A 24,560-nucleotide genomic window follows, 5' to 3' on the forward strand; every position below is an offset into this window, starting at 1 on the left:
GCCCCGTGGTTTCGGGCGTATGACCGGCTTTTCGGACAGGGTCGAACACGTATCAATAAGCGGTATTCGGGAAGTGTTCGAGGCCGCAGGTGAGGATGCGATCAACCTCGGCATCGGCCAACCCGACTTTCCAACACCGAAGCACGCACGACAGGCCGCCCTCGACGCCATCGAATCGGGCGAAACGGACGCCTACACGACGAACAAGGGCATCCCGGAACTTCGGGACGCCATTAGCGCGAAACACGAACGCGACAACGACCTCCACATTCCGCCGGAGAACATCATCGCTACGGCGGGCGGGAGCGAAGCCCTCCACCTCGTCATGGAGGCCCACGTGAGCGCGGGTGAGGAAGTCATTTACCCCGACCCCGGATTCGTCGCCTACGAAGCGCTGACCCATATCGCTGGCGGGACGCCGAAACCGGTACCGGTTCGCGACGATTTGACCATCGACCCCGAGACGGTCGAAGAAGCGATTACGGAGGACACGGCCGCCTTCGTCATCAACAGTCCCGGTAACCCGACCGGCGCAGTGTCGAGCGAGGAGGACATCCGCGAGTTCGCCCGCATCGCGGACGAACACGACGTGCTCTGCATCACCGACGAGGTGTACGAACACATCGTCTTCGACGGTGACCACCATTCGCCGATGGCGTTCGCCGAATCGGACAACGTCGTCATCGTCAACGCCTGCTCGAAGACCTACTCGATGACCGGATGGCGACTCGGGTGGGTCGCAGGAAGCGAACGCCGAATCGAGCGCATGCTCCGGGTTCACCAGTACGTTCAAGCTTGCGCGAGCGCCCCGGCGCAGTTCGCCGCGAAGGGTGCACTCTCCGGGTCGCAAGACCCAGTTGACGAAATGGTCGCCTCGTTCCAAGAGCGCCGGGACGTGCTCCTTGACGGACTCTCGGATATCGGTCTCGAAACGCCGACTCCCTCCGGTGCTTTCTACGCGATGCCGAAAGTTCCCGAGGGATGGGTGGACGAAGTTCTCTCCCGCGGGGTTATCGTCGTTCCTGGCGAGGCCTTCGGCGAAAACGGTGCTGGCTACGCCCGCATCTCCTACGCGACGGGTATCGAGGAAATCAAGGAATCGCTCGAAGTGATGGGTGAAGCGGCCGACGCAGTTCGGTAATCGTCACTGAACGAAACCCCGCCCATCGAAACGTGTCGTACACGAGACCATCGCGGATTTTCGCCCGAAGAAACGCAGTAGCGACGGTAACCACGGAGCCCGGCTCGGAACAGTAATCCACGATGGAGTTGATGGTTCCGAAGTACGGTTCGTATTCGACGAAAGAAATCACACCGCGAACGGATAATTGTGCAGTTCACGTTCGATAAACGGAAAAAACGACTATTGCTACTGACGTTCGTCACGGTCTATTTTCCACCGACCCATGACACAGTCATCACCAGCAGTGGTCACCCTCGTCGTGGTCGTTGCCGCCGGATTCGTGCTAAGCGCGGTGGGAGTACCCATCTTCCCGCTTTCTGCAGGTGTTCACGCGAATCAAGACACGTCGAACCCGTGCCCGACGGTCGGAACGACGGACGGCCGGCAAACTGACGACAACAGAACCACGTTCAGTACAAACGAGACGGACATTACCGAGAGAAACCGGACGACCGGGACGACAGATGGGGGGGTCTTCGATACCGAAACGAGAGACGAGAGGGCTACTACTGAAACGCAGAATGGCAGATTCACCACTGAAACCCAGGACGGTCAGTTTACGACCGAAACCCGGAATGATACGTTCACGACTGGCACCGAAGAAGGACGGTTCACGACCGAGACGGACGACAATATGACGGGAACGACGACGCAGTGTCCAACCGTCGAGACACGCAACTGAGGATCGATTTTATCTATTTCGCTGTTTCGACATCGTCCTCCTCTGGCCTGAGATTTTATTTCCCTAGGCCTCGTGGTTCGATAACATGCCAATCTCGCGCCACGGTACCGGCGCAGTTCCTGCCCTTCGTGCCGTCATCTCGCAGATACATCCGGTGTTCATGCTTCCACCCATCGCGGCATCGTGGTTCGGGAGCATGCTCGCCGGAGAGTTCTTGCTCGTGACGGGCGCACTCCACATGACCGCCATCTTCGCCGGGGTCTATACGGCCCACGTCAAAGACGGCTACATCGATTTTCACATCCGAGGTGAGGACGACGACCATCCACTCACCCAGCGGGGCTGTAAACTTCTCCTCGCCGCCGCGTCGGCGGTCTTTTTCACCTGCCTCGCCGGTCTCTGGGTCGTCGTCGGAATCGGTGCCGCACTCATCACACTTCCGGGGTGGGTCATCGGCTATCTCCACGCACCGCAACTCGACATGCATCCGATTTCCGCGACAGGTGGGTATCCGCTCGGCATCGCCCTCGCCATCCTCGGCGGCTACTACACACAAACCGAGACGCTCACCCCGATTGCACTCGCATTCGCTGGCGTCTTCCTCGCCCTCCTTTCGGGCGTAAAAGTCATCGACGACGCACAGGATTACGAGTACGACCGCTCCATCTCGAAGCGCACCGTTGCCGTCGTTCTCGGCAAGGAGCGCGCCCGAACGGTGGCGTTCGCGCTCATGGCGTTCTCCCTGCTCTGTGTTCTCGGTTTCGCCGTCGCGCAGGTGTTCCCGCCGAGTACAGTCCTCGCGGTGCTGGTGTTCGCAGGTATTGCAACCGCCGCCCATCGAGCAGGGCCGGAACTCGCCACGATGCTCCTGATTCGAGGGTCGTATGTCTTCCTCGCGCTCTTGCTCGCGGCGGTTTGGTTTCGACCGCTCTCGTAGTGTTTTTAGTTCGACACCACGCAGCAGAACCATGGGAGATTGGCTGGATTCGTCGGATGCAGTCGCCGAACAGTACGCCGACGCCGAAAACCTGAACGCTCGAATTACCCTTCATGAAGCGTACAGCACAGCAGACCGTGATTTTCGGTCGTGGCAGTTCGACCAGTTCGATTGCGACTCCGACGCGCGACTGCTCGCGGTGGGGTGCGGCCCGGCGGAGTTGTGGGAAGCCAACGCCGACCGTGTTCCGGAAAACTGCTCGGTCACGTTGACGGACTTTTCGCCGGGAATGGTCGAGGAAGCCCGCGAAAACGTCCCGTCACAGTCGGCGACGTTTTCGTTCCGAGTCGCCGACGCGAGTGACCTCCCCTTCGAGGATGATTCGTTCGACGTAATGACAGCAAACCACATGCTGTATCACGTCCCGAACCGTGCGGCCGCCATCCGGGAACTCCGCCGAGTGCTGAAACCCGACGGAGTCCTGTACGCAACGACGAACGGCGACCACCATCTGGGCGAACTGTTCGACGTTATCGAAACGGTGCTGGACGTTCCGACCTCGCATTCGACGGGGTTCACGCTGGAAAACGGACGCGAACAACTCGAACGACAGTTTTCCGATGTCGAAATTCGGAACTACGACGATTCGCTCGCGGTCACTGCCGTCGAACCACTGGTCGCCTACGCTCTCTCGCGCAACGACGTTGACGACTCTGCCGTGGACGAACTACACGAAGCGTTCCAAAAACGGTTCGAAGATGGCGTCTTCCACGTCTCGAAAAATACCGGACTGTTCGTAGCAAGCGGATGACTCCGGACGAACGACTCTGACCGGGACACTTACAGCGTCCCCCTTCATCTAACGAATATACTCGTGACCGAATCAACGCTTACCGAGGAGAAAGCCTACGCCTACGTCACCCGCGACATGGGAGGGCCACGCGAACTGCTCGTTTTCGAGCACCCCGACCCGGAGGGTGGGGTGCAGGTTCCGAAAGGCGGTATCGAAGATGGAGAAGCGCCGCGCGATGCAGTCGTTCGCGAAGTGCGAGAGGAGAGCGGATTGACCGAGTTCGAGTCGATACGTCCCCTAGTGACCGACGTGTGGCACCATCACGAGAAACCGAAAGCCTACCGTCGTCACTTCTTCCATCTCGTCGCGGAGGAACGCCGCGACGAGTGGTGTCACACGGTCACCGGCGATGGTGAGGACGAAGGCGTCGTCTACGACTATTTTTGGGTTCATCCCGGTTCGATTCCGCTTGCACGAGAGATGGACGACCACATCGAACACGTGCTGGAGTAGCGACGATTAGAGCGACTGACACCGTTCTACCCACTCCTCCTCGAACGTCGCATTCGTCACGACGCGCCCCGCGAAGTCTTCGATTTCGGTGACGCCTTCGTTCTCACACCACGCGACACATTGCTCGTAGACGGGGATGGAGATGTCATCAGTGTCACCAACGACCCTGAGTTGCTCTGCCCTGGAGAGATACGCGACGAACGCCCGGGTGTGGCCCTCCGTCAGCGTCCATCGGCCATCGAGTTTTCGAACCGGAAGCGGGTCGTAGTTCGGCGACTCGAAATTGAACCAGTCGATGACGAATCTGAGCTTCGACTCGTCGAGATACACCTGACTCGGTCGAACTGCCTCCATCGAAACGAGAAACGACTCCGGCACGAACACACGTCAACGCTTAACCACGAAAATCCCATCGGTAGGATCGTGCCCGAACTGATTCACGGCGGAGCGATAATCAACGGCGTTCGACTCCATTACGCCGAAGCCGGGGACGGCCCGCTCGTCGTCCTGCTGCATGGTTTTCCGGAGTTTTGGTACTCGTGGCGCGAACAGATTCCGACGCTCGTCGAGGCGGGATACCGTGTCGTCGCGCCGGATTTGCGCGGCTACAACAGCTCCGAGAAACCGAACGGGGTCGAACAGTACAGTCTCGACAAACTGGTCGGCGACGTTGTCGGACTGATCGACCACTTCGGCGAGGAGAGAGCGCACATCGTTGGTCACGACTGGGGTGGCGTCATCACGTGGGAAGTCGCCATTCGCCATCCGGAACGGGTCAAAAAACTCGCGGTGCTGAACGCGCCGCATCCCGGTCGATTTCGGGAGGCAGTCCGTACACCCGACCAATTGCGGCGTTCGTGGTATGCGCTCTTTTTCCAACTGCCGTGGCTCCCCGAACGCCTCCTTTCAGTCCGCGACTACACCCCGATACGGGAGTTGTTCCGAAACGCCCCCGAAACCCCGGACGCCTTCAGCGAGTCGGACGTTCGACGTTACGTTGAGGCCGCGGCACAACCAGGTGCGCTGAAAGGTGCCATCAACTACTACCGGGCGCTCTTTCGGGACGGTGTCGCGCGGGAACTCAGGACACTGTTCGACGGGTCAACGCAGGACTTCGACGTGGAGGTGCCGACACTGCTCATTTGGGGCGATGAGGATTCCGCGCTGGGAACCGAACTGACGGAGGGAGTAGAACGCTGGGTTCCCGACATTCGCATCGAACGACTCCCGGATGCGAGCCACTGGGTACAAAACGACGCGCCGGAGCGAGTGAACGACCTGTTGGTCGAGTATTTCGAAGCAAACCGATTCCATCCCGAGAATGGCCGGGAATAGATTTTTGTCCGGTTCCGACCGATAGTCGTTCGATGTTGCTCGTACTGGAAAACGAGGTCGATCCCGAGTTTCGCTACTTCGGTCGCGAGATGCAGTCGTATCTCCCGGAACACACGGTCTACGACTACGCGAACGAGGGTGGCGAACCATCCCTTTCCGGCGTGGACGGCGTCGTCGTCTCCGGAAGCACTGCGGGAGTATACGAGCGTGAGGAGTACCCATGGATGGACGAGGAAATAGAGTTCGTCCGCGAACTGGTCGAGCGCGAGATACCAACCCTCGGCGTCTGCTTCGGCCACCAAATCATCAATCACGCGCTCGGCGGGTCGGTCGAACATTGCGGATTGACGAACGAACTCGTCCGCGCTGACCTTGCGGACGACCCGATTTTCGATGGGATTTCAGAGGTGCTTCCGGCGGTTCACGGCGACCACGTCGTCCAAATCGGCGATGGAATGGAAACGATTGCCTCGACGGAACACAACGCACATTTCGCCACCCGGCATCGAGACCTGCCGCTGTGGACGACGCAGTTTCACCCTGAGCTCACCGATTCGTTGCTCCCCCGAGTCACGGCGGATTTCGGTTGGCAGGAAAACAGCCTCTCCTTCGCTGACGTAAATGGACAACAGGTGCTTGCGAACTTCGCTCGATTGGTGAATGAGGGCGACAGAACCGCGTGAGCGTGCCTATTTCGCCGTGCTAACGATTTTTATCACGTCGCCTTCCTCCAACTCGTACGAATCGCTGATATCGCGGTTCGTCTTCGCGTTCACGGCGTGCAGGTAGCCGTTACCGATGTCGCTGTGAACCGCATACGCGAGGTCGGGTGGGGTCGAACCGCTCGGAAGCAAGAACGCATCGGGAAGGACGTTGCCTTGGCCGTCGGTCCACTTCGATTCGTTCTGTACCGGGTACGCCGTGATTCGGTCGAGCAGGTCGTACACTGCGGTGTCGAGGGCCTCCTGCACGCCGGTTCCGCCCCAGTCCTGCATGACATCCCTAATTCGTTCGAGTCCGGCCTGTTGTTGGTCGCTCAAATCGCCGAAGACGGCGAAATCGTCGTCGCCGGAGTCGTAATCGACGATGCCCGCTTCGACGCCCTTCTGCAGTGCGAGTTCGCCTTCCGCCGTCGCGGGAATAACTGGCTTGCCGGTTTCGCGGAGTCGTTCGATGTTTTCCTCGGGAGCGATGTCGGCCTTGTTCGCCACGAGGATGATGGGCTTGGTTCGGGCGCGAATGTCGCGTGCGAGCGTTTCGCGGTGGTCGTCGGTCCACTCTCCCGGATTGGGTGGATACTCGAGTTCGCGGAGGCTGGCCGCCACGTCGTACTCCGTCGCGCCGAATCCCGTCAGCATCTCCGAGAGTGCCTCGTCGATGTCGAATCCGGGTGAGCGGGACTGTCGCTCCACGGTTTCCCAGTTGCGGTCGATGATGCCCGCGAGCCACTGATCCATCTCCTCCTCGATGAAATCGACCTCTTCGACCGGGTCGTACGTGCCGACTTCGACGGGTTCACCCTCCTCGTTCGTCCCGCCCGAGGCGTCCACGACGTTGATGATGGCGTCGGCGTTCGTCAGTTCGTCCAGGAATTGGTTGCCCAGTCCTCTGCCCTCGTGCGCGCCGGGCACGAGCCCGGCCACGTCGAGGAGTTCGATGGGCACGTAGCGTTTGCCGTCGTGGCAGTGTTCGTTGCCGCATCGCTCGTCGCGTTCGAGACAGGGACAATCGGTGCGGACGTGGCTCACCCCGCGGTTCGCGTCGATGGTCGTGAAGGGGTAGTTCGCCACGTCCACCTCCGCCAGCGTGGCGGATTTGTAAAAGGTGGACTTCCCGGCGTTGGGTTTACCCGCGAGCGCGATGGAAATCATGTCCGTCGGTAACAGGGATACCGGGAACTGCCTTTCGGTTTCTCAGAACGGAATGGCAAGAGACGCGACGCAATCACTTCGGCGCGTGCTGGTGTAGAGCCGAGGACTGCACGTCCGAGGCTCTGCACTGAAGCCGCGTGAGGGATGAGCATCGGAGCGAAGCGAGAAGCGCAGTCGGTTGGGGAGGGTGTGGCTGAGGCGGTTCCTCGGTGGATGAAGGGCGAGGGAGCAACGCGACCGAGGGCTTCGTTTGTAGTCGTGATTTGCTCCTCCCTTTTGATATTATTTTGTTTCGGCAAATCACGGCTACAAATGACCGCCACCGCAACTGCAACCACCACATACCTCCCCGACCGGCAACCACCACTTACCTCCCCAACCGAATCCTTCGCTCACGTTTTTTCGCTCAGTCATCCCTCGCGTGATAACTAGCGGGTCTTCGGACATATCCTCAGACCCGCCAACGCACGCGCCACAGTGGTTTCCCAAATATCTCAAAACCACCTCTCCGAACGGTGGCCAAAAAATGCTACCTTACGGCTGGCGTAGGGCGTATGCCATGACGGCAGTAAAAATCATCAAAGTGCTCGGAACCTCGGAGGAGTCGTGGGAAGACGCCGCCCGAGAAGCGGTCGAACAGGCGAGTCAGACCATCGACGACATACACGGTATCGAAGTCGAAGACTGGACGGCAAACGTCGAAGACGGCCGAATTACGGATTACAAAGCCACCGTCGAAGTCGCGTTCCCGGTTCACGGCGAGCAGTGAACGGTTACACTTCGGCAAACGCGCCAGCGACCAACAGGGGGACGACCAGGGTTGCCTCGGCTTCGACCTGCACGTGATTTTTCGAGTCCTGCTTGATTTTTCCCCACGAGACGGCTTCGTTCGGCGGCGCACCGGAGAGCGAGCCATCACCTTCCATACCGGTCGAAACGTACACCGCGTAATCCGCGCCGCCGCGGAACAGGTTGGTCATGATGGCGTGGTGCTTGGGAACGCCACCGCCGAGGACGATGAGACCGGTTTTGTCCGCGAGTAACCCTTCCTCGATGAGGGTATCGTAGTCGTCTACGATTTCGATGCCGACATCCGAGTCGTACCCCTGTCGATAGTAGTAGAGGAAGTTGCCGACTTCCGCGTCGGTGAGCGCGGGACAGAAGATGGGGATGTCGTTTTTCGCCGCGTTGGAGAGAATCGAGTTCTCATCGTCCAGCGTCTCGCCAAGTTCACGCGCAAACGCGGTCGGTGTCCGAATCTTCTCCTCGGCGAAGAAGTCCGGGAAGAAGTCGTTTAGATACTGTTCCAACCAAACGTACCGGTCGGATGGGACGAAGATGTTCCCGAGGCGGTTGATTCCCCGTTTGCGCATCTCGAACTCGTCTACGTTCCACTCGCCCATCTTGAACGGTTTTTCCGTCTTGATAACGTCCTCGGTTATCGACCCGGATGTCGTTATCATCACGTCCACGAGGTCTTCGCGAGCGAGGTATGCGAGCACCTCTCGAAGTCCCGATGAAACGATATTCGACGTAAACGTCAGGTAGATCTTCGCGTCCGCCTCGCGCATTTTCCGAGCGAGTTCGATTGCTTCGTACAGGTGCGTTGCTTGGAACCCGGTCGTCTCGTACGACGACAGCATCTCGAAAAAGTCGAACTCGCCGTCGAAATCGTACCCTGCTACGTCAGGGGTGTCAATTTCTTCTTCGCTTCCCGGAATTACGTGTTCACGACTTTCGTCACTCATTTCCCGAACGTTATCGTCAGCCGAAAAAGGGTGTTCTATCTCCCGTCAGGTATGCCGTTTGGTATCATCCCAACCGACCGAGTGCGATGTATCGGTTCACCGAATTGGAAACTTCCCGTCATTGGAGTGCCTGTATCACGTGTCGAACGGATCATTCCCACACTGGCAGTTTCATTCGGTCCATTCGCTCCGTAATACGCCGCTATCTTGAATTCGAAGCGGCTCAAATCCCTGCAGGAGTAAGTCATACTACAGCTCGACGGCTAACTGAACACGATCCATGAGCACGACACCGTACCAACAGGGCGTTTGTAATATCAGTCGAGAACAGCAGCGCCAGCGGTATGTCGTTGCCACCGTCGGGTTCGTCCTTGCAGGGATATATCTTCTCGTCTGGCATCTCTTGTCTCTGCCCGCCGTGGCGCTGTTCGGCCTGTTCATCCCGCTCGCTATCGGTATCGAGTGGTTCATTCAGGGATGGTTTCGGTTCTGTGTCTGGCTCGCGATGAAAAATCGCTACGATTTCACCCCATCCGGTGAGCAGGGTCAGGTGTCGAATCCGTCGAATCAGCAAGCGGATGAAATCTACGCCGCGAAGATTACCGTGGCTGCACTCGGCACTGCCGCAGCTCTCACCGGGTTTTCCGTCGGTTTCGCCGCTTGGCTCGGGCTCTGAGCGCAGTCGGATTCGTGAGTCGAACGAGCACCGATACAGTTTCGAAAATGGAGCGCTACAACTTCACCGCCATCATCACTTCGTCCACGTACTCACCGTTGATTTTGTAGTGGTCTTTGCGCACAGCTTCAGTCTCCCAGCCGTGGGCTTTGAGGAACTCGATAGCGTTTTGATTGGTGGACGGAGCGCTCTGGTACACCTTTTCATAGTTGTTCGACCCCGCCCACTCCAGTCCACGCTTGAGCAGGTGGCTTCCGATTCCGTGCCCGGTATACTCGTCCAGAACACCGACCGTCAACTCGGCGGTGTGGCTGAGTTTGTCGAGTTCCGGGGCGTGGAGGTGTACCCACCCAACCACGTCGTCGTTCACCGTGGCGACGAAGAACATCCGTGACTCGAGTTCGTTGTGCCGGAGGAGGGCCTCCTGATGGTCGATTTCGTCGGCGACGGTTTCGGCGACGATGTAGGTGCCCTCCTCGGCGACTTGTCGAATAGCACCGACGATACCGGTGAGGTCTTCCTGTCGGGCGGGGCGAATGACGAACTCCACGTCTTCGTCGATGAACTCCTCTTCCGCACCCGTTTCCAGCGAGACGGTGAGGACACCGTCGTCTTCCGAGAGGTAGCCATCCCGCCGGAGGATGGCGACGTGGTGGCGGAATCCACCCGGGTCAATGCGGAGCGATTGCTGTACCTCGTCCGCGTCGGCCGTCCCGTGCCGTTCCACGTATTCGTAGATGCGCTTGCGGTCTTCGTGGCCGAACTCCAGTTTCTCGGAAAACTCCATGCACACTGTTACCACTTATTCCTACTTATTTTTACCGACGAATTCGATAGCGGGGTGGAAAATCGTATTTCTGGTCGTGTTGGGTTCTGTGAGTGGATTTTAGTTGGTGACTCCAAGCATATGTCGAAAGGTAACTACTACTACTACTACTATTGAGTTTCACGCGCAAAGTGCTATGTCGCTCGTCGCCTGAGTCGTTTCGGAAAAGGACTTTCGACGGATTCGCTGACGGTTGCCGGACGAGTACGATCCGCTCTTCGAACTCGTCGGAAAGAAAGGAGCGTTCGACTAGACTCGTGTTCGTCGAACCTCAGGAGTCGGAACGTGAGTTAGCAACTGTACGGTGTCGTGAATATCGTGCGTCTTGATGACGAGTTCCGCGACTTCCCGAACCGTGAATTCGGTCTCTATTTCGTAGCCGTAACACCGCGCGTACAGTGCCAACCAGTCGTTCAGTGCCTGTTCAAGTTGTTCCATCTCCCACTCGTCGAACCGCGCGAACTCGCCGGTTCGGCCCTCGACGTACACCCCAATGACTTCGCCGACACCCGACCGCAGGATGGAGAGCGCTCGCTCCTCGTCCGGCGGGTTTTCGGGCGGGTCGAACGCTTTTCGGTCGGCCTGTGCCCGACTTGCGAGGTCGTCGATTCGGTCGCGGTGTTCGGTCATCTTCAACTCCCGTTCATCCCTGTTTGAACTCGACGCCCTTGTTGCCGCGCGGATGTTCCCACTCCGTTTCGGCGACGACGGCGCAGGTGCCACATTCGACACAGGGTTGCGTGTCGAGACTCACGATTTTCTCCTCGTGGCCGTTCATCTGCACCGTCTCCTCGCGGTAACAGCCACCGCCGAAGTCTTTCGCGCTGACGGGGCACGCAGACACCGCAGCACCGCTTGCTTCGTAGGAGTCGTTTCGCAGGCGGATGTGCGGGTTGCCCACGTCGGTATCGTAGGTCAGGTCGCCGATTCGGTCGGCGAGGCTCTTCGGTTCGACTTCGTTTTCGTCCTCGATTTCGGTGCCCAGTTCCTCCGCGATAACGGTCGGAAGCGTGACGTAGGGCGTCTTCGTGTCCGGAATCATCGAGGAGAGGAACGGCGAACTGTACAGTCGTTCGAGCTGTGACTCCATCGCCCCCGAACGGAGCACTGCCCGTCCGATCGGCGACGAGAGGACGCTGTCCGTAAGGCTCGCTATCTGTTCGTTCTCTCCGAGTTTTCCAAGGGTACTGTACTGCTTTGGGCGAAGTTTACCCATTACACCTTCGTCTTTCAACTTGTTTTCATAGAGCTTCCCCGCCTCCGTGGAGTCGCCGCGCATTCGCGCCTCCGCAAAGGCTTCTGCGGCGAGCGCACCCGCACTGACGGCGTGGTTCATCCCCTTGATAATCGGCCCCTGAGCCTGCATCTGCCCGCCAGCATCACCGACGAGGACGAGTCGTCCACGATGCGGGGCGGGATGGGCCGCCTTTTTCGAATCGGGGACGAGTTTCGCGCTGTACTCGACTTCGTCGTAGTGGCCGTTCAACCACTGGGCGAGCAACGGGTGTGTGAGCAGATTGTCGAGCAGTTCGTGTGGTTCGGCTTCCTCCGCCACCAAACTGTCGAGGTGGAAGACGGTACCAATCGAGAGCGAATCCTGATTGGTGTAGAGGAAGCCGCCGCCCCGAACGTTATCGAACAGGTTGCCCGAGAAGAGGTGTGCTTCGCCCGTATCCGGGCCGACGTCGAAACGCTCCGCGATGACGTCTTCGGGCATGTCGATGACGGCTTTCACACCCTGGAACCACTCATCCGGTTCGTCCCAGTTCATCAGTCCGGCATCGCGGGCGAGTTCGCTGTTCACGCCGTCCGCCGCGACAATGAAGTCGGCTTTGATGGGGTCGAGTTCGTCGCAGGTGACGCCGACGATTTCCCCGTTCTCGCGGAGCAGGCCGTTTACTCGGACGCCGGTCAGCAGACCGCCGCCCGTTTCGCTCGTCATCTCGTGAACCCGGTCAGCCAGCCACGAATCCATCTTGCGCCGCAGCACCGCATCCGACCACTCAGTATCGTGTTCGTGGAGGCGGGTGATGTCGAACGATTTCACCTTCTCGTCAGCCACGTTGTGGATATTATAGCTCGTTATCGGGCGTTCTGCGGCCTCCTTTCGGAAGTCGGGGAACAGCGAGTCGATGGTGTATGGGGCCGACTCCTCGGCGTAGATGAGGCCGCCGGAGACGTTTTTCGACCCGGCCTCGACACCGCGTTCGAGGACGAGCGTTTCGATTCCGTTTCGTGCAAGTGTCGCGGCCGCCGCGGCCCCACCGGGACCGGCACCGACTACGACTGCTTCGTAATGTTCGTATTCCTCTGTCATTGGCTATCAGTCATCGTCTTCCGCCACGACTGCACCTAGTTCGCCCGCCTTGACTGCCTCGGTGAGGCGGGGAAGCACATCGAAGAGGTCGCCCTCGATGAAATAATCGCTGAAGTCCCGAATGTCCGCGTCCGTGTCCGTGTTGATCGAAACGATGGTCTCGGACTCGTCCATACCGACCTTGTGCTGAATCGCGCCGCTGATGCCTGCCGCGATGTAGAGCGGAGGTTGAACGATCTGTCCGGTTTCACCGATTTGGCGCTCCTCGCTGACGTACTGCTCGACATGGCCGTCCACGCTGTAGGATGCCGTGACGACACCACGTGACAATCCGAGGTCGGCGTCGTCGAAGGCATCCACGAGGTCTAAGGCGAGTTCGATTCCTTCGGTCGGGTCGTCTCCGATGCCACGACCGATTGCGACGATAACCTCGCGTCCGGTCAAATCGACACCCGTATCGAGGGTGTCCCAGTCGGAGACCTCGACGCGGTACCATTCGTCCGGCGTGTCGATGTCGTGCGAGACGACTTCACCGACCCGCTCGGGGTCGGGATCCATCGCGTCGAAACTGCCCGGAATCACGGAACAGCCTTGCGGGTGAAACTCCCGGTCGGGATTGTCGATACAGAGGATGGTCGAATACTCGAACCCGGAGAAGTCCGGGCGCTTCATGTGTAAGATTCGCTCGAAATCGACCTTCTCGCCGGGTGTCCCCGTCTTCACTGGGTTCGAGATGAGTTCGTTCGTGATCGTCAACCCCGAACAGTCGCTCGCGAGTCCGGAGTCGAGTTCACCCTGCACCTGCGCGGAAAGGTCGCGCCCGTTGTTCGTGGCGGGGAAGAGGAAGTAGCGTGGTTTGTCGTACTCCTTCCACTCTGCCTCGGTTCGTGCCATATCCGCCACGATTTCGGTGTAGGGTTTGTGTCGGAATCGTTCCAGTCGCTCGTCGTCGTGGTACACTGCAACGTCCGCCCCGAGGGTGATACACTCCTCGGCGAGGTCGCGCATGTCGTCGCCGACGAGTACGGCGACGACTCGTTCGTCACCGCCGTACTCGTCTTCGTACCCGTCCATCAACTCGCGGGCTTTGCCGAGCATCTCCTTCGACACGTCGAGGAGTTCGCCGCCCTGCGTTTCGCAGTACACCCACATGTCGCGGTAGACGCCGTTTTCCAGCGCACGGACGTGTTTTTTGTCCGCTGTGGGCTGGGTGAGTCCGTCGTCTTCCTCCGCTTCGTCCTCGTCCGTCTCTTCCGCTTCGGAATCGGATTTTTCCGTTTCCTCGGCCTCGTCGGGGTCTTCTACGTCCTCCGCCGTCTCCTCGTACTCGCCTTCGGTTTCGGTATCCTCGGTGGCTTCGCCACCTTCCGTCTCATCTTCCAGTTCGTCGATTCGGGCTTGGATGACCTCCTTTGCCGTCGTCCTGTCTTTGTCGTTCGCCTCCGCACTGAGCATGTCATCCAGGGCGCCGGGGTCTTCGACGGTCTGTACGTCCTCTTCCAATTCTTCGACGGTTCGGTCGCCGGGATTTACGTCCGTCATGGTCAGTCCCCCGCAGCGAACGGTCGCATCGTTTCGAGCACTTCGGCCATCGCATCCTCGTCACCGGGCGTAACCATCGTGGCATCCCGTTCTGCCGGAGCCTTCGGAATCGGGTCAACCGACGACACGATGGTCGGCGACCCATCTAGTCCAATGTACTCCGGGTCGAGATTGAGATCCGCGTGGTCCCACGTCGAGAGGTACTCCTCGTACTCCTCGGCCCGTTCATTAGTCTCGGCTTTCAGCTGTTTTTTCCGGAGTCGATGGGCCGCCTTCCGGTACGACGGTTCGTACTCGGGGTCGGTGACGATGAATGCCGGAAGCGGTGCGGTGACGGTTTCGATTTCGTCCACGTCTCCCTCAACGAGACGCTTTGCGCGCACCTGTCGTTCGTCTTCGTCTACTTCCATCGCAATGACGTGCGTGATGATTGGATAATCCAAACACCACGCGGTTTGTGGTCCAGTCTGTCCGGTCTCACCGTCGGCGGTTTTGAAGCCCGCGAAGACGAGGTCGGGGTCACCGATCTTCTCGATACCTGCCGAGAGCGTAATCGCCGTCGCCCATGTATCTGCCGCGGCCATCTCGCGGTCGGAGAGGAGATAGCAGTCGTCGGCGTACACCGTCATCGCCTCGCGGAGCACGTCGGCGTACCCCGGCGGACCCATACTCATCGCGCTCACCTGCCCGCCGTGTTTCACCTTTGTCTGGAGGGCGGCTTGGAGTGCGAACTCGTCGTTCGGGTTCATCACCGTCGGCGTTCGCCCGCGTTCAAGATGGCCATCCTCGTCGAACGACACCTGTCCCTCACGGAAATCAGGAACGCCCTTGGTCAACACGACCGAGTGCATCGATACCCCCCACCATGAGTGTGTTTAGTTTGCATACGTCACTCAGTACCAAATCCCCCAGACATTATTATACTGTCGGAGAACCAACAAAAATCTGACATTCAGTCGCGACACCACTCGCTGGTGATGTCTGTCACTCTCGTGAAATAATTGCCAAAACGTGTCAACGAGTCAGGCTTGTGGGGCCGGACCGTCGGATGTATTTCGCTCCCGCTGGTGAGACGCATCGGCCGTGTCAACCGTATCTCTGTCGGCTTCAACTTTGTCAGACGATTTTCGCTTCTCGCTTCGGATCATCGTCATCTCGCCGCGGGCACGCATCGTCCCGTCGGCCGTGGCGTTCTCGTGGAACTCGAGGTCGGTGCAGGAAACGTCGCCGAGGATTTCCGCCTCGTCTTCGAGGACGACGGTTCCGCTTCGAGTCGTCACGTCCCCGTGAATACGTGTCCCCGACTCGACGACGATGTCGCCGCGAGCGCGAAGGCTTCCGAACACTTCGTTGTTCTCGCCGACGACGATTTCCTCCGCCCGGATGTTCCCGTGGAGGCGGCAATCATCGCCGATGGTCGCGGGCGTGGAGACGCGCCACGCATCGTCGCTGACGTGGGCACTTCGGGGAATCACCGCCGGATCGGCGTCGCTCCCTTCCAGCATCTCGTCAATGACGTTCTGGGCGGCCTCTTCCTCGCCAAGTCGGAGCAGCTGTGAGAGATAGACGAAGAGGAACACGACGGTCGGCATCGGGTTTCGGATGACGATCCACCCGTTCGCTTCGAATCCGTCGTCGATGTGGACGTCATCGCCGATGTCGAGGTCACCACTGACCATCAGTCGTCCGGCGACGTGAACGCGCTCGCCCAAATAGGCATCTTGTCCGACGAGCACGTCGCCTTCGACTTCCGACCAGAGGTCGAGGCGACAGTCTGCCTCGGCTTCGATATGACCGCCGAAGGTCGTTCGCTCCCCCGCGATGACGTGATTTCCGCGCACGCCGAACTCGACAGTGCTCTGTGCGCCGACGATGATGTCGCCGTCAGTTACGAGGTCGTGTTCCTCGACGGTCGTTCCGTCGGGAATCGATAGTTCATCCAGTGGGTCGGAGCGAAGCGGCACACATCCTACCAACGAGTCCCGCGTAATAAATCCTCCCGAGACGTCTGACGCATGTCTGCCGACATCCACCGGCGTTCCAACCCCGCCGAAGCGGAGTGTCGATTTGTAGCTTTTTTATCGGACGAGGGCGAACGCCGGGGTATGACTACGCTTTCATTCGACGACGAGGGTGTCGATGTGGTTCACGAAGGTACCGAGTTCCGGATGTCGAAAGACCTCATCGAGGAGGCAACCCAGAAATCCTACTTCGACGTGACCGACCACGAGGTGCTTCGCCTCGTGGAGAAAAACCCCGCGCTCGGCGGACAGGCGCGACGAATCGGCGACATCATCCGGTAGCGCATCCGGAAACCGAACCCCATCCGATAGGATTTAGGTATTCCCGCCGAAGGATCGAACATGAACCTTCCAGCCGATTTCGACCATCCCGCATGGCTGACCGCGGCGAGCACGATTGCATCCTATCTGCTCATTCTTGTCGTTATGACCGTTCTGCTGTTCGGGGTTCCGTACCTGATTTTCACTGCGTTGTAAGTCGGGCGTATCGTTGTGGTCGATTTTCAGAGGTTTGCTGTGATGGCTACTGCCGCCGTCGCGCAAAGGGAACCAGCCACAGAGCGTCGAACGAGTGACTTGCATCTGCTGCATTCCCGACAAATAAGGTATATCACCAGTCGTCACCCACAACCTGGAAAAACAGCAAAATAACGGACGCGAAAAGACCGATTGTGTGGGACTTATGCGAACGTCTTGGAGACTTCGTCGTCCTCGTCTTCTTCCTCGATCTTGTTCTTGGCGTCGAGGAAGTCCTGCATCCTGATTTCGGTGCGGTCATCGCGGATGGCGAACATTCCAGCCTCCGTACAGATGGCCTTGATGTCGGCACCGCTGGCGTCACCCGTCTCGACGGCGAGCTTCACGTAATCCACGTCGTCCGCGACGTTCATGTCACGGGTGTGGATGCGGAAGATCTGCTCGCGGCCTTCGTCGTTCGGGTTCGGCACTTCGATGAGGCGGTCGAAACGACCGGGGCGGAGAATCGCGCGGTCGAGCATGTCGAAGCGGTTGGTGGCCGCGATGATGCGGATTTCGCCGCGGTCTTCGAAGCCGTCCATCTCCGAAAGCAGTTGCATCATCGTTCGCTGCACCTCGGCGTCACCCGACGTCTTCGAGTCGGTGCGCTTCGATGCGATGGCGTCGATTTCGTCGATGAAGATGACTGCCGGTTCGTGGTCGCGGGCGACCTGGAACAGGTCGCGGACGAGTTTGGCACCCTCACCGATGAATTTGTGGACGAGTTCCGACCCGGCCATCTTGATGAAGGTGGCGTCGGTCTGGTTGGCGACTGCCTTCGCCAGCATCGTCTTCCCGGTTCCTGGCGGACCGTAGAGGAGAACACCGGACGGCGGTTCGATGCCGACCTTCGTGAACATCTCGGGACTCTCCAACGGCATCTCGACCGTCTCCCGAACCTCGTTCATCTGTTCTTTCAGTCCGCCGATATCCTCATACGTCACTTCCGGACTCTTGGTAACCTGCATCACGCGGGCGCGAACGTCGGTTTCGTCGTCCAGCGTCTTGACGATAGAGAGTGAGTTATTGACTGCGACGCGGGAGTCCGGTTCGAGTTCGGTGTGCATCTCGTCGGTCACTTCGGTAACAGCTTCCTGATTGTTACCGTGCTGTTTGATGATAACCCCTTCGTCCGTAATCTCCTGCACGGTGGCGACGAACAACGGGGACTGCTTCAGTTTCTTGTTCTCGTGCGTGAGTCGTTCGAGCTTCTGCTGGTATTTGTTATTCTCCGCGTTCGCATCGAGGAGTTTGTCCCGCATCTCCTCGTTCTGGGATTCGAGGACTTCGAGGCGTTCTTGGAGTGCCTCTATTTTCTCCTGTCTGGACGTACTCTCCTCGTCGTAGGGGAGATCTACGTCATCCACAGTATCGGTCATCAGTTCCGGGTAAGTGCCTGTCTCTTAAGAGGCTTCGGGTGACAGACCTTTTCGCGCGATTCCGACACCAACAGTATGATTCTTGAGAGTAATAAATGAGAAAGGGAAATATTATTACCCTGTATCCGAAATGGGTGATTGATGAGTGTCCCAGAGCTATCCCAATCGAACAACAGTCGGTTACAGGACGCGGATTCGACCAAAGCTGTCCGCGACCTGCCACCAAGTGCAAAACTCGTCGCAAAGGTGCTGGAATACAACGAGACGATGTCCCAGAGCGAACTCGCGGACGAAACGCTGCTCCCACCACGGACGGTCCGCTACGCGTTGAATCGTCTCGAAGACGAAAATCTCGTGGACTCGCGATTTTCGTTCTCGGACGCCCGAAAACGCCTCTACTCGCTCGACATCGAGTAGACCGAACGGTTATCCTACAGAACGCGACCGACAATAGTCGTCCTTTCAGAACCCGTCTCCTTGCTTTCGCCATTTTCCCCTCTGACAACAGAACTCCAACCGCTACACCATCGCGTCCGGCGAAATCTCAGGATGGTCGCGCACGAACGAGACCAAATTCGGCGCATACGAACCGACTGATTCGGTACGACTCAGGTGGTCACGTACTGAAATCGTTCGAGGTTCGGACAGCCATTCGCGAAGTCGAGCACGTTTCGCGTACCCTCCACGTTGACCGCCATTCCGACATCTCGACTGACGGCAAGGTCGTACACGGCGGCCAGGTGGAACATTTCTCGAGTGTCGTTTTGCAACGACTCGCCGTCCTCCCGGATTCCGAGATACCTTCGGGTAATATCGCCCATGACCAGTTCGATACTTCCGCCGTTTCCACTCGTCGTGCCCCCGGCGATGACCGTCGCACCCTTTTCGACCGCGTCCTCGACGTGCCTTTTCACCTTCTCGAACTGCGCTTCGGAGACGAGCGACCCGATTTCGTTGTCGGAGGTAGGCGACGGTGCCATCGAGAGGGTTCGAGTTCGCTCCGTGAACTGTCGAAGGAACTGGTCGTACACTCCCGCTTGCACGTACAGCCGTTCGAAGGAAAGACAGAGCTGTCCCGCGTTCGTGAAACAGCCGCGAACCGCGCCCTCGACGGCGCGATTCATCTCCGCATCGTCGAACACGAGCATCGGGTTCTTGCCACCCAGTTCGAGCGAGTAGTTCCACGGCGAGATAATTCCGCCGACGCCGACCGGATGGCGGTGTTCCTCGGTCTTCGTCAGCAGTGGAATCGCACCGTCACGGCGACGTGGTTCGAGAAACTCGCCCGCCCGATTCGCGTAATATCGCGCGTTCGTCGCCACGTCGAGCACCTCCTCGAAGGCATCTCGTCGTGCCTTCACGCTCTCGATTCCAACCAGGTCGAGCAGTGTCTGCTGACGATTCAGAACGAGGTCGTGAAATCGGGAGAACACTGCCGAACGGCGGTCGAGCGACCACTCCGACCAGTTTCGCCGTGCCTCGCGCGCGTGAGAGACTAACTAACCACCTCGACATCCGACTCGGTGCAAGCCGGAACGCTCCCGATCCGTTCGCCGGTGAACGGGGCCGAAACGGGTATCGCGTCGCCATCGCTGCTCGCCGTCGTCCGCCGGGCGAGATGGGAGAGCGTGTCAGGGCGCACGCGATCTGTCCAGAGAGTCATCGACCCCCTCAACGCGGTGCTCACGGAAATCATTTAACAGCAGGAAGCCAACGAACGAATCAATGACACGGGTGATTCACACGGGCGACACCCATATCGGGTATCGACAGTATCATTCGCCCGAACGACGGGACGATTTCCTTACCGCGTTCGACCGCGTCGTGGACGACGCAATCGAAGACGATTTCGACGCCGTCATCCACGCTGGCGACTTGTTTCACGACCGTCGCCCGGGACTCTCCGACCTCCACGGAATGATTTCCGTCCTCCGAAAACTCGAGCGTGCAGGGATTCCGTTTCTCGCTATCGTCGGCAATCACGAGAGCACGCGCGGCGAACAGTGGCTCGACCTTCTCGAAACCCTCGGTCTCGCCACGCGACTCGGTGCGTCGCCGGTCATCGTCGGCGACACCGCCTTTTACGGGTTAGACCACGTCCCCGAATCGAAGCGCGACGACCTCGAATACGAGTTCGAATCTCACGAACAGGAACACTCCGCGCTCGTCGCACACGGACTGTTCACGCCCTTCGACTTCGGCAACTGGGACTCCGAAGTCGTGCTGACCGAAGCATCGGTGGATTTCGACGCGATGTTGCTCGGCGACAATCACAAACCCGGAAAGGAACGGGTCGAGGAAACCTGGGTCACCTACTGTGGTTCGACCGAACGCGCGAGCGCCAGCGAGCGCGACGACCGAGGGTACAACATCGTCACGTTCGACGGCGACGTTTCGATTACTCGCCGGGGAATCGCGACTCGCGATTTCGAATTCATCTCGGTCGAACTCGACGGTGAGGAAGGTATCGACCGCGTCCGCGAGGTCGTGCGAGAGTACGACCTCGACGGTTCCGTCGCGCTGATCACCATCGACGGCGACGGCGGGGATGTCACGCACGCACGGGTCGAGGAGTTCGCCTCGGACGAAGGCGCGCTCGTCGCTCGGGTCAACGACCGGCGAGAACTCGAAGCGGAGGGAAGTGACCTGTCGGTTTCGTTTGCCGACCCGGACGACGCCGTCAGAAAACGGGTTCGTGGAATGGGCCTGAGCGAGACTGCCCACGACGTGGACGAAATCGTTCGCGCGAGCAAAGTCGCTGACTCGAACGTCCGAACGGCGGTCGAAGAACACGTCGCAGACCGCATCTCGCAAGACATCGATGCGTTCGAACCGGCACCCGAAAACGCCGACGAGAATGTGGATGACGGAAGCGACGAATCCACGAAGTCGGGTGAGAGCATGGGAGAAACCCCGGTCAGTGACTCATCAGACACGGCGAAATCGGTTGCCGAGATGGCCGACGAATCGGAACCTGTCAAATCGACATCCGACGAATCCATCGACGACACGCCTGCGACCGCAGACGGTGGAGAATCCGCCGATAGCACCGAGACGACAGATACCAACACGGACGTCACGGACACCGCGGACAGCGGTTCCATCGACGACCAAGTGTCCATGGAGGATTACCTGTGAGATTCGACCGGATTCGCCTCTCGAATTTCAAATGCTACGAGGACGCCGACTTGCGTCTCGACGCTGGCGTCACCATCATCCACGGTCTCAACGGCAGTGGCAAATCGTCGCTGCTCGAAGCGTGCTTTTTCGCCCTCTACGGTGCGCGCGCACTCGACCGAACCCTGGAGGATGTCGTTACCATCGGGGCGGAGGACGCGGAAGTCGAACTCTGGTTCGAACACGCGGGCGGGGATTACCACATTCATCGCCGAATTCGCGCGACTGGTGACTCCGCCCAAACCGCGAAATGCGTCCTCGAAACTCCCGACGGAAGTTTCGACGGTGCACGAGACGTACGCAACCACATCGCCTCCCTGTTTCGGATGGACGCCGAGGCGTTCGTCAACTGCGCCTACGTCCGACAGGGCGAGGTGAACAAACTCATCAACGCGACTCCCGCCCAAAGACAGGATATGATAGACGACCTCCTCCAACTCGGAAAGTTGGAGGTGTACCGCGAGCGCGCCAGCGACGCCCGCCTCGGCGTGAAAAGCGTCCTCGACGACCGCCACGGAAGCCTTTCCGAACTCGAATCACAGATCGAGGCGAAGGAGGAAAAGAACCTCCACGGACTGCTCAACGACCTCGAATCGAAACGAAGCGAAACGGAGTCGAACGTCGAACGGTACGAAAAACAGCGCAAAAACGCCCAAGGAACGCTCGACGAGGCGAAAAACGTACTCGAAACGTACGACGAAAAGCGCGACGAGTTGGCGTCGGTCGAAGACGATATCGAAACGCTCCAGGCCGAAATCACCGAGACGGAGCAGAAGCGCGAAACCCTTCGAAGTCGGGCGAGCGAAATCCGCGAGCGCAGTTCGGAGTTGGAATCGAACGTCGATACCGCACTGAACCAGACCGAACTCGATACTGCGACGGAGGACGCCATCGATTCCCGAATCGCCGAGCTAGACGGAGCAGACGATGACGTGGGAGAGCAGTTAGAAGACGCTCGGATGAAAGCCCAGATGTTCGACAACCAGGCGTCGAACCTCGCAGAACGCGCGAACGACCTCAAAAACCGCGCAGAGGAGAAGCAAAATCGCGCCGAACAACTCGTTCAGGAAGTCGAAAACGCAACCACCGAACTCGAAAACCGCAGGGAGAAACTGACCGAACTCGACGCCGAAATCGAGTTGCAGCGCGAGGTGTTCGAGGACGCTCCGGTCGAATTCGGCGCGGCGACTGACCACCGCGACTCGCTTCGGTCGAAGGTGGCCGATTGCCGGGAGGAAGTTACGGAATGCCGGACGAAACTCCGAACCGCGAAGGAACAGGTGGAAGAAGCGGAAGAACTACTGGATGCCGGAAAATGCCCGGAGTGTGGACAACGCGTTGAGGAGTCACCGCACGTCGATACGATAGCCGAAGACCGGGAACGAGTCGAGAAACTGGAAACCCGACTCGACGAACTTCGTGAGAGGCAAACGACGCTCGAATCGAAAATCGACGCCGCCGAATCGTTGGTCAGCGCGGAAAATCGGGTGAACGAACTGCAAAACAACCGACAGAACGTCGAGCAGTTGGTCGAAAACCGAGAGACGGCAATCGAGGAAAAACGCGAGCAGGTCGAAACGCTCCGCGAGGAGGCCGACGAACTGGCTTCCGACGCCGAGGATCGAAGCAAGGATGCGGCGGAACTCGAATCGAAGGCCGAAACGCACCGAGAAACGGTCGAACGACTCGAACGCGAGGAGAGGGACATTGCCGAGTCGCGGGAACGAATCGAGCGAATCCAATCATTGCGCGAGCGAATCGAGGATGCGGAGGACGAACTCGACAGCCTTCGTGAGAAGCGAACTCACCTCGAAGAGCTAAACGACCAGCGACGAAACCGCCTCGACGAGAAGCGGTCGCGCCGGACAGAACTCCAGGAACTGTACGACGAATCTCGGGTCGAGGAGGCGCGAGAAAACAAGGAACGAGCGGAGACGTATCTCGAAAAGGTGGACGAGGAGTTGGCGACGCTCAAAGAACGACGGGACGACCTCATCGACCGAATCGGCGGTATCCGAGGGGAAATCGAGGCGCTCGAAAACCTACGCGACCGGCGTGACGACATCGAATCGCGGGTATCCGCGCTCGAATCGCTGTACGACGAAGCCGCCGACCTGCAGGCGATGTACGGCGACCTTCGGACGGAACTCAGACAGCGAAACGTCGAAAGTTTGGAGCGAATGCTGAACGAGGTGTTCGACCTCGTCTATCAGAACGATTCGTACGCGCGAATCGCGCTCGACGGCGAATACCGACTAACCATCTACCAGAAGGATGGCGAGCCGCTTGACCCCGAACAGCTATCCGGTGGCGAGCGAGCGCTGTTCAACCTCAGTTTGCGCTGTGCCATCTACCGTCTCCTCGCGGAGGGAATCGAAGGAAGCGCGCCGATGCCGCCCTTGATTCTGGACGAACCGACGGTGTTCCTCGATTCCGGGCACGTCTCGCAGTTAGTCGAACTGGTGGAGTCGATGCGTGAACTTGGCGTCGAACAGATAATCGTCGTCAGTCACGACGAGGAACTGATCGGGGCCGCAGACGACCTCGTGCAGGTCGAGAAGGATGCGACGACGAACCGGTCACACGTTGAACACGGCGATTCACTGGTCGAACTTCTGGGTTAGGTGTTTTAGGCCCTCGATTGCCGTGTCGGTCAGTTCGTAGCCACGTTCGCCAGCGGTCGTACACTCTCGGATGAGTCCGGCGGCGCGAAACTCGGCGAACAGTCCGTGGAGGTCGCTTTCACAGAGGTCGTACGCGGAAAGGAGTTCCCGAACGGGAGCCGCCTCTCGATCTCCGAGTTCGATCAGCAGTCCAAGTGCGCGCTCGTTCGGAACTGCGGTGAGGATTCGACGAGACGGGGATGGAACTCGGCGGGCGGCAGTTTCTAGCGGTGATTCTCCTTCGACGGGAGCAAGTCGGTCGTTTTCGAGATACGTCTCGTCTCCCGTTTGCGGATCTCGGACGAGGCTCGATTCGCTGGACTGTTTGACGAGGAGATACCGGCGACCCGAATCGTCGCGCACGGTTCGCATACCGTTGGG

Annotated in this window: 27 protein-coding genes and 1 pseudogene; 14 read left to right on the forward strand and 14 right to left on the reverse strand. The window is 59.1% G+C overall.

Annotation, left to right across the window (positions count from 1 at the left end):
* Positions 1-19 precede the first annotated feature (19 nt).
* The 5 genes from ACN2TU_RS06040 to ACN2TU_RS06060 all read left to right on the forward strand — a co-directional run bounded on the left by ACN2TU_RS06040 (position 20) and on the right by ACN2TU_RS06060 (position 4,108).
* Positions 20-1,141 carry a pyridoxal phosphate-dependent aminotransferase gene (locus ACN2TU_RS06040; RefSeq protein ID WP_435153827.1) on the forward strand — a complete coding sequence of 374 codons (1,122 nt, stop codon included), beginning with the start codon at positions 20-22 and terminating at the stop codon, positions 1,139-1,141.
* 265 nt (positions 1,142-1,406) lie between these two features.
* Positions 1,407-1,865, forward strand: a complete 459-nt coding sequence (locus ACN2TU_RS06045; protein WP_435153828.1) for a hypothetical protein — start codon at positions 1,407-1,409, stop codon at positions 1,863-1,865.
* An 85-nt stretch (positions 1,866-1,950) separates the two neighbouring features.
* Positions 1,951-2,802, forward strand: coding sequence for a UbiA family prenyltransferase (locus tag ACN2TU_RS06050; RefSeq protein WP_435153830.1), 852 nt, complete (start codon positions 1,951-1,953; stop codon positions 2,800-2,802).
* Between the two features lie 31 nt (positions 2,803-2,833).
* Positions 2,834-3,613 carry a class I SAM-dependent methyltransferase gene (locus ACN2TU_RS06055; RefSeq protein ID WP_435153832.1) on the forward strand — a complete coding sequence of 260 codons (780 nt, stop codon included), beginning with the start codon at positions 2,834-2,836 and terminating at the stop codon, positions 3,611-3,613.
* Positions 3,614-3,676: 63 nt separating this feature from the next.
* On the forward strand, positions 3,677-4,108 hold the full coding sequence (locus ACN2TU_RS06060; RefSeq protein WP_435153834.1) for an NUDIX hydrolase: 432 nt from the start codon (positions 3,677-3,679) through the stop codon (positions 4,106-4,108).
* 6 nt (positions 4,109-4,114) lie between these two features.
* Here ACN2TU_RS06060 and ACN2TU_RS06065 read toward each other — a convergent pair whose 3' ends face one another.
* Positions 4,115-4,486 (reverse strand): histone acetyltransferase, encoded by a 372-nt coding sequence (locus ACN2TU_RS06065; RefSeq protein ID WP_435153836.1) that lies wholly within the window; start codon positions 4,484-4,486, stop codon positions 4,115-4,117.
* 45 nt (positions 4,487-4,531) lie between these two features.
* On the opposite strand from ACN2TU_RS06065, the gene ACN2TU_RS06070 reads away from it, so the two are divergent.
* A complete protein-coding gene (locus ACN2TU_RS06070; protein ID WP_435153838.1) occupies positions 4,532-5,443 on the forward strand; it encodes an alpha/beta fold hydrolase in 912 nt (303 codons plus the stop codon).
* A gap of 32 nt (positions 5,444-5,475) precedes the next feature.
* The gene (locus ACN2TU_RS06075; protein ID WP_435153840.1) at positions 5,476-6,126 is read left to right on the forward strand and encodes a type 1 glutamine amidotransferase; all 651 of its coding nucleotides are present in this window, start codon (positions 5,476-5,478) and stop codon (positions 6,124-6,126) included.
* A gap of 6 nt (positions 6,127-6,132) precedes the next feature.
* On the opposite strand, the gene ACN2TU_RS06080 is transcribed toward ACN2TU_RS06075, so the two are convergent.
* Positions 6,133-7,314 (reverse strand): redox-regulated ATPase YchF, encoded by a 1,182-nt coding sequence (locus ACN2TU_RS06080; protein WP_435153842.1) that lies wholly within the window; start codon positions 7,312-7,314, stop codon positions 6,133-6,135.
* A gap of 559 nt (positions 7,315-7,873) precedes the next feature.
* On the opposite strand from ACN2TU_RS06080, the gene ACN2TU_RS06085 reads away from it, so the two are divergent.
* Positions 7,874-8,083: a dodecin family protein gene (locus ACN2TU_RS06085; protein WP_435153844.1), complete on the forward strand. Its 210-nt coding sequence runs from the start codon at positions 7,874-7,876 to the stop codon at positions 8,081-8,083.
* A gap of 4 nt (positions 8,084-8,087) precedes the next feature.
* Here ACN2TU_RS06085 and ACN2TU_RS06090 read toward each other — a convergent pair whose 3' ends face one another.
* The gene (locus ACN2TU_RS06090) at positions 8,088-9,062 is read right to left on the reverse strand and encodes a deoxyhypusine synthase (protein WP_435153845.1); all 975 of its coding nucleotides are present in this window, start codon (positions 9,060-9,062) and stop codon (positions 8,088-8,090) included.
* Between the two features lie 280 nt (positions 9,063-9,342).
* Here ACN2TU_RS06090 and ACN2TU_RS06095 point away from each other — a divergent pair, with 280 nt between their 5' ends.
* Positions 9,343-9,738: a hypothetical protein gene (locus ACN2TU_RS06095; protein ID WP_435153847.1), complete on the forward strand. Its 396-nt coding sequence runs from the start codon at positions 9,343-9,345 to the stop codon at positions 9,736-9,738.
* A 55-nt stretch (positions 9,739-9,793) separates the two neighbouring features.
* Here the strand turns inward: ACN2TU_RS06095 and ACN2TU_RS06100 are convergent, their stop codons facing one another.
* The 6 genes from ACN2TU_RS06100 to ACN2TU_RS06125 all read right to left on the reverse strand — a co-directional run bounded on the left by ACN2TU_RS06100 (position 9,794) and on the right by ACN2TU_RS06125 (position 16,387).
* The gene (locus ACN2TU_RS06100) at positions 9,794-10,525 is read right to left on the reverse strand and encodes a GNAT family N-acetyltransferase (RefSeq protein ID WP_435153849.1); all 732 of its coding nucleotides are present in this window, start codon (positions 10,523-10,525) and stop codon (positions 9,794-9,796) included.
* A gap of 288 nt (positions 10,526-10,813) precedes the next feature.
* A complete protein-coding gene (locus ACN2TU_RS06105; protein WP_435153851.1) occupies positions 10,814-11,194 on the reverse strand; it encodes a DUF8055 family protein in 381 nt (126 codons plus the stop codon).
* Between the two features lie 13 nt (positions 11,195-11,207).
* Positions 11,208-12,881, reverse strand: a complete 1,674-nt coding sequence (locus tag ACN2TU_RS06110; RefSeq protein ID WP_435153852.1) for an FAD-dependent monooxygenase — start codon at positions 12,879-12,881, stop codon at positions 11,208-11,210.
* Between the two features lie 6 nt (positions 12,882-12,887).
* Positions 12,888-14,423, reverse strand: coding sequence for an electron transfer flavoprotein subunit alpha/FixB family protein (locus tag ACN2TU_RS06115; RefSeq protein ID WP_435153854.1), 1,536 nt, complete (start codon positions 14,421-14,423; stop codon positions 12,888-12,890).
* Positions 14,424-14,425: 2 nt separating this feature from the next.
* The gene (locus ACN2TU_RS06120; RefSeq protein ID WP_435153856.1) at positions 14,426-15,274 is read right to left on the reverse strand and encodes an electron transfer flavoprotein subunit beta/FixA family protein; all 849 of its coding nucleotides are present in this window, start codon (positions 15,272-15,274) and stop codon (positions 14,426-14,428) included.
* 171 nt (positions 15,275-15,445) lie between these two features.
* Complete coding sequence (locus ACN2TU_RS06125; RefSeq protein ID WP_435153858.1) at positions 15,446-16,387, reverse strand: polymer-forming cytoskeletal protein; 942 nt, start codon at positions 16,385-16,387, stop codon at positions 15,446-15,448.
* A gap of 141 nt (positions 16,388-16,528) precedes the next feature.
* Here ACN2TU_RS06125 and ACN2TU_RS06130 point away from each other — a divergent pair, with 141 nt between their 5' ends.
* Together ACN2TU_RS06130 and ACN2TU_RS06135 are read left to right on the forward strand one after the other, a co-directional pair.
* A complete protein-coding gene (locus tag ACN2TU_RS06130; protein WP_435153860.1) occupies positions 16,529-16,726 on the forward strand; it encodes a DUF5800 family protein in 198 nt (65 codons plus the stop codon).
* Positions 16,727-16,786: 60 nt separating this feature from the next.
* Positions 16,787-16,921 (forward strand): hypothetical protein, encoded by a 135-nt coding sequence (locus ACN2TU_RS06135; protein WP_435153861.1) that lies wholly within the window; start codon positions 16,787-16,789, stop codon positions 16,919-16,921.
* Positions 16,922-17,124: 203 nt separating this feature from the next.
* Here ACN2TU_RS06135 and pan1 read toward each other — a convergent pair whose 3' ends face one another.
* Positions 17,125-18,339, reverse strand: coding sequence for a proteasome-activating nucleotidase Pan1 (gene pan1 / locus ACN2TU_RS06140; RefSeq protein ID WP_435153862.1), 1,215 nt, complete (start codon positions 18,337-18,339; stop codon positions 17,125-17,127).
* A gap of 141 nt (positions 18,340-18,480) precedes the next feature.
* On the opposite strand from pan1, the gene ACN2TU_RS06145 reads away from it, so the two are divergent.
* Positions 18,481-18,756, forward strand: a complete 276-nt coding sequence (locus ACN2TU_RS06145; RefSeq protein WP_435153864.1) for a MarR family transcriptional regulator — start codon at positions 18,481-18,483, stop codon at positions 18,754-18,756.
* 191 nt (positions 18,757-18,947) lie between these two features.
* Here ACN2TU_RS06145 and ACN2TU_RS06150 read toward each other — a convergent pair whose 3' ends face one another.
* The 3 genes and pseudogenes from ACN2TU_RS06150 to ACN2TU_RS06160 form a co-directional block, all read right to left on the reverse strand.
* A complete protein-coding gene (locus tag ACN2TU_RS06150; protein ID WP_435156132.1) occupies positions 18,948-19,487 on the reverse strand; it encodes an aldehyde dehydrogenase family protein in 540 nt (179 codons plus the stop codon).
* An 84-nt stretch (positions 19,488-19,571) separates the two neighbouring features.
* Positions 19,572-19,775: pseudogene (gene gabD2 / locus ACN2TU_RS06155) on the reverse strand (succinic semialdehyde dehydrogenase); the annotation flags it as partial.
* A 59-nt stretch (positions 19,776-19,834) separates the two neighbouring features.
* On the reverse strand, positions 19,835-20,002 hold the full coding sequence (locus ACN2TU_RS06160) for a hypothetical protein (protein WP_435153865.1): 168 nt from the start codon (positions 20,000-20,002) through the stop codon (positions 19,835-19,837).
* A gap of 62 nt (positions 20,003-20,064) precedes the next feature.
* On the opposite strand from ACN2TU_RS06160, the gene mre11 reads away from it, so the two are divergent.
* Entirely contained in the window at positions 20,065-21,477 is a 1,413-nt protein-coding gene (mre11, locus tag ACN2TU_RS06165) for a DNA double-strand break repair protein Mre11 (RefSeq protein WP_435153867.1), read from the forward strand.
* Complete coding sequence (rad50, locus tag ACN2TU_RS06170) at positions 21,474-24,140, forward strand: DNA double-strand break repair ATPase Rad50 (RefSeq protein WP_435153869.1); 2,667 nt, start codon at positions 21,474-21,476, stop codon at positions 24,138-24,140. Before mre11 ends, rad50 begins: the two co-directional genes overlap by 4 nt.
* Here rad50 and ACN2TU_RS06175 read toward each other — a convergent pair.
* Positions 24,117-24,551, reverse strand: coding sequence for a DUF7346 family protein (locus ACN2TU_RS06175; RefSeq protein WP_435153871.1), 435 nt, complete (start codon positions 24,549-24,551; stop codon positions 24,117-24,119). The two genes, rad50 and ACN2TU_RS06175, sit on opposite strands and share 24 nt — an antisense overlap.
* Positions 24,552-24,560 lie beyond the last annotated feature (9 nt).

Source organism: Haladaptatus marinus (assembly GCF_051194195.1).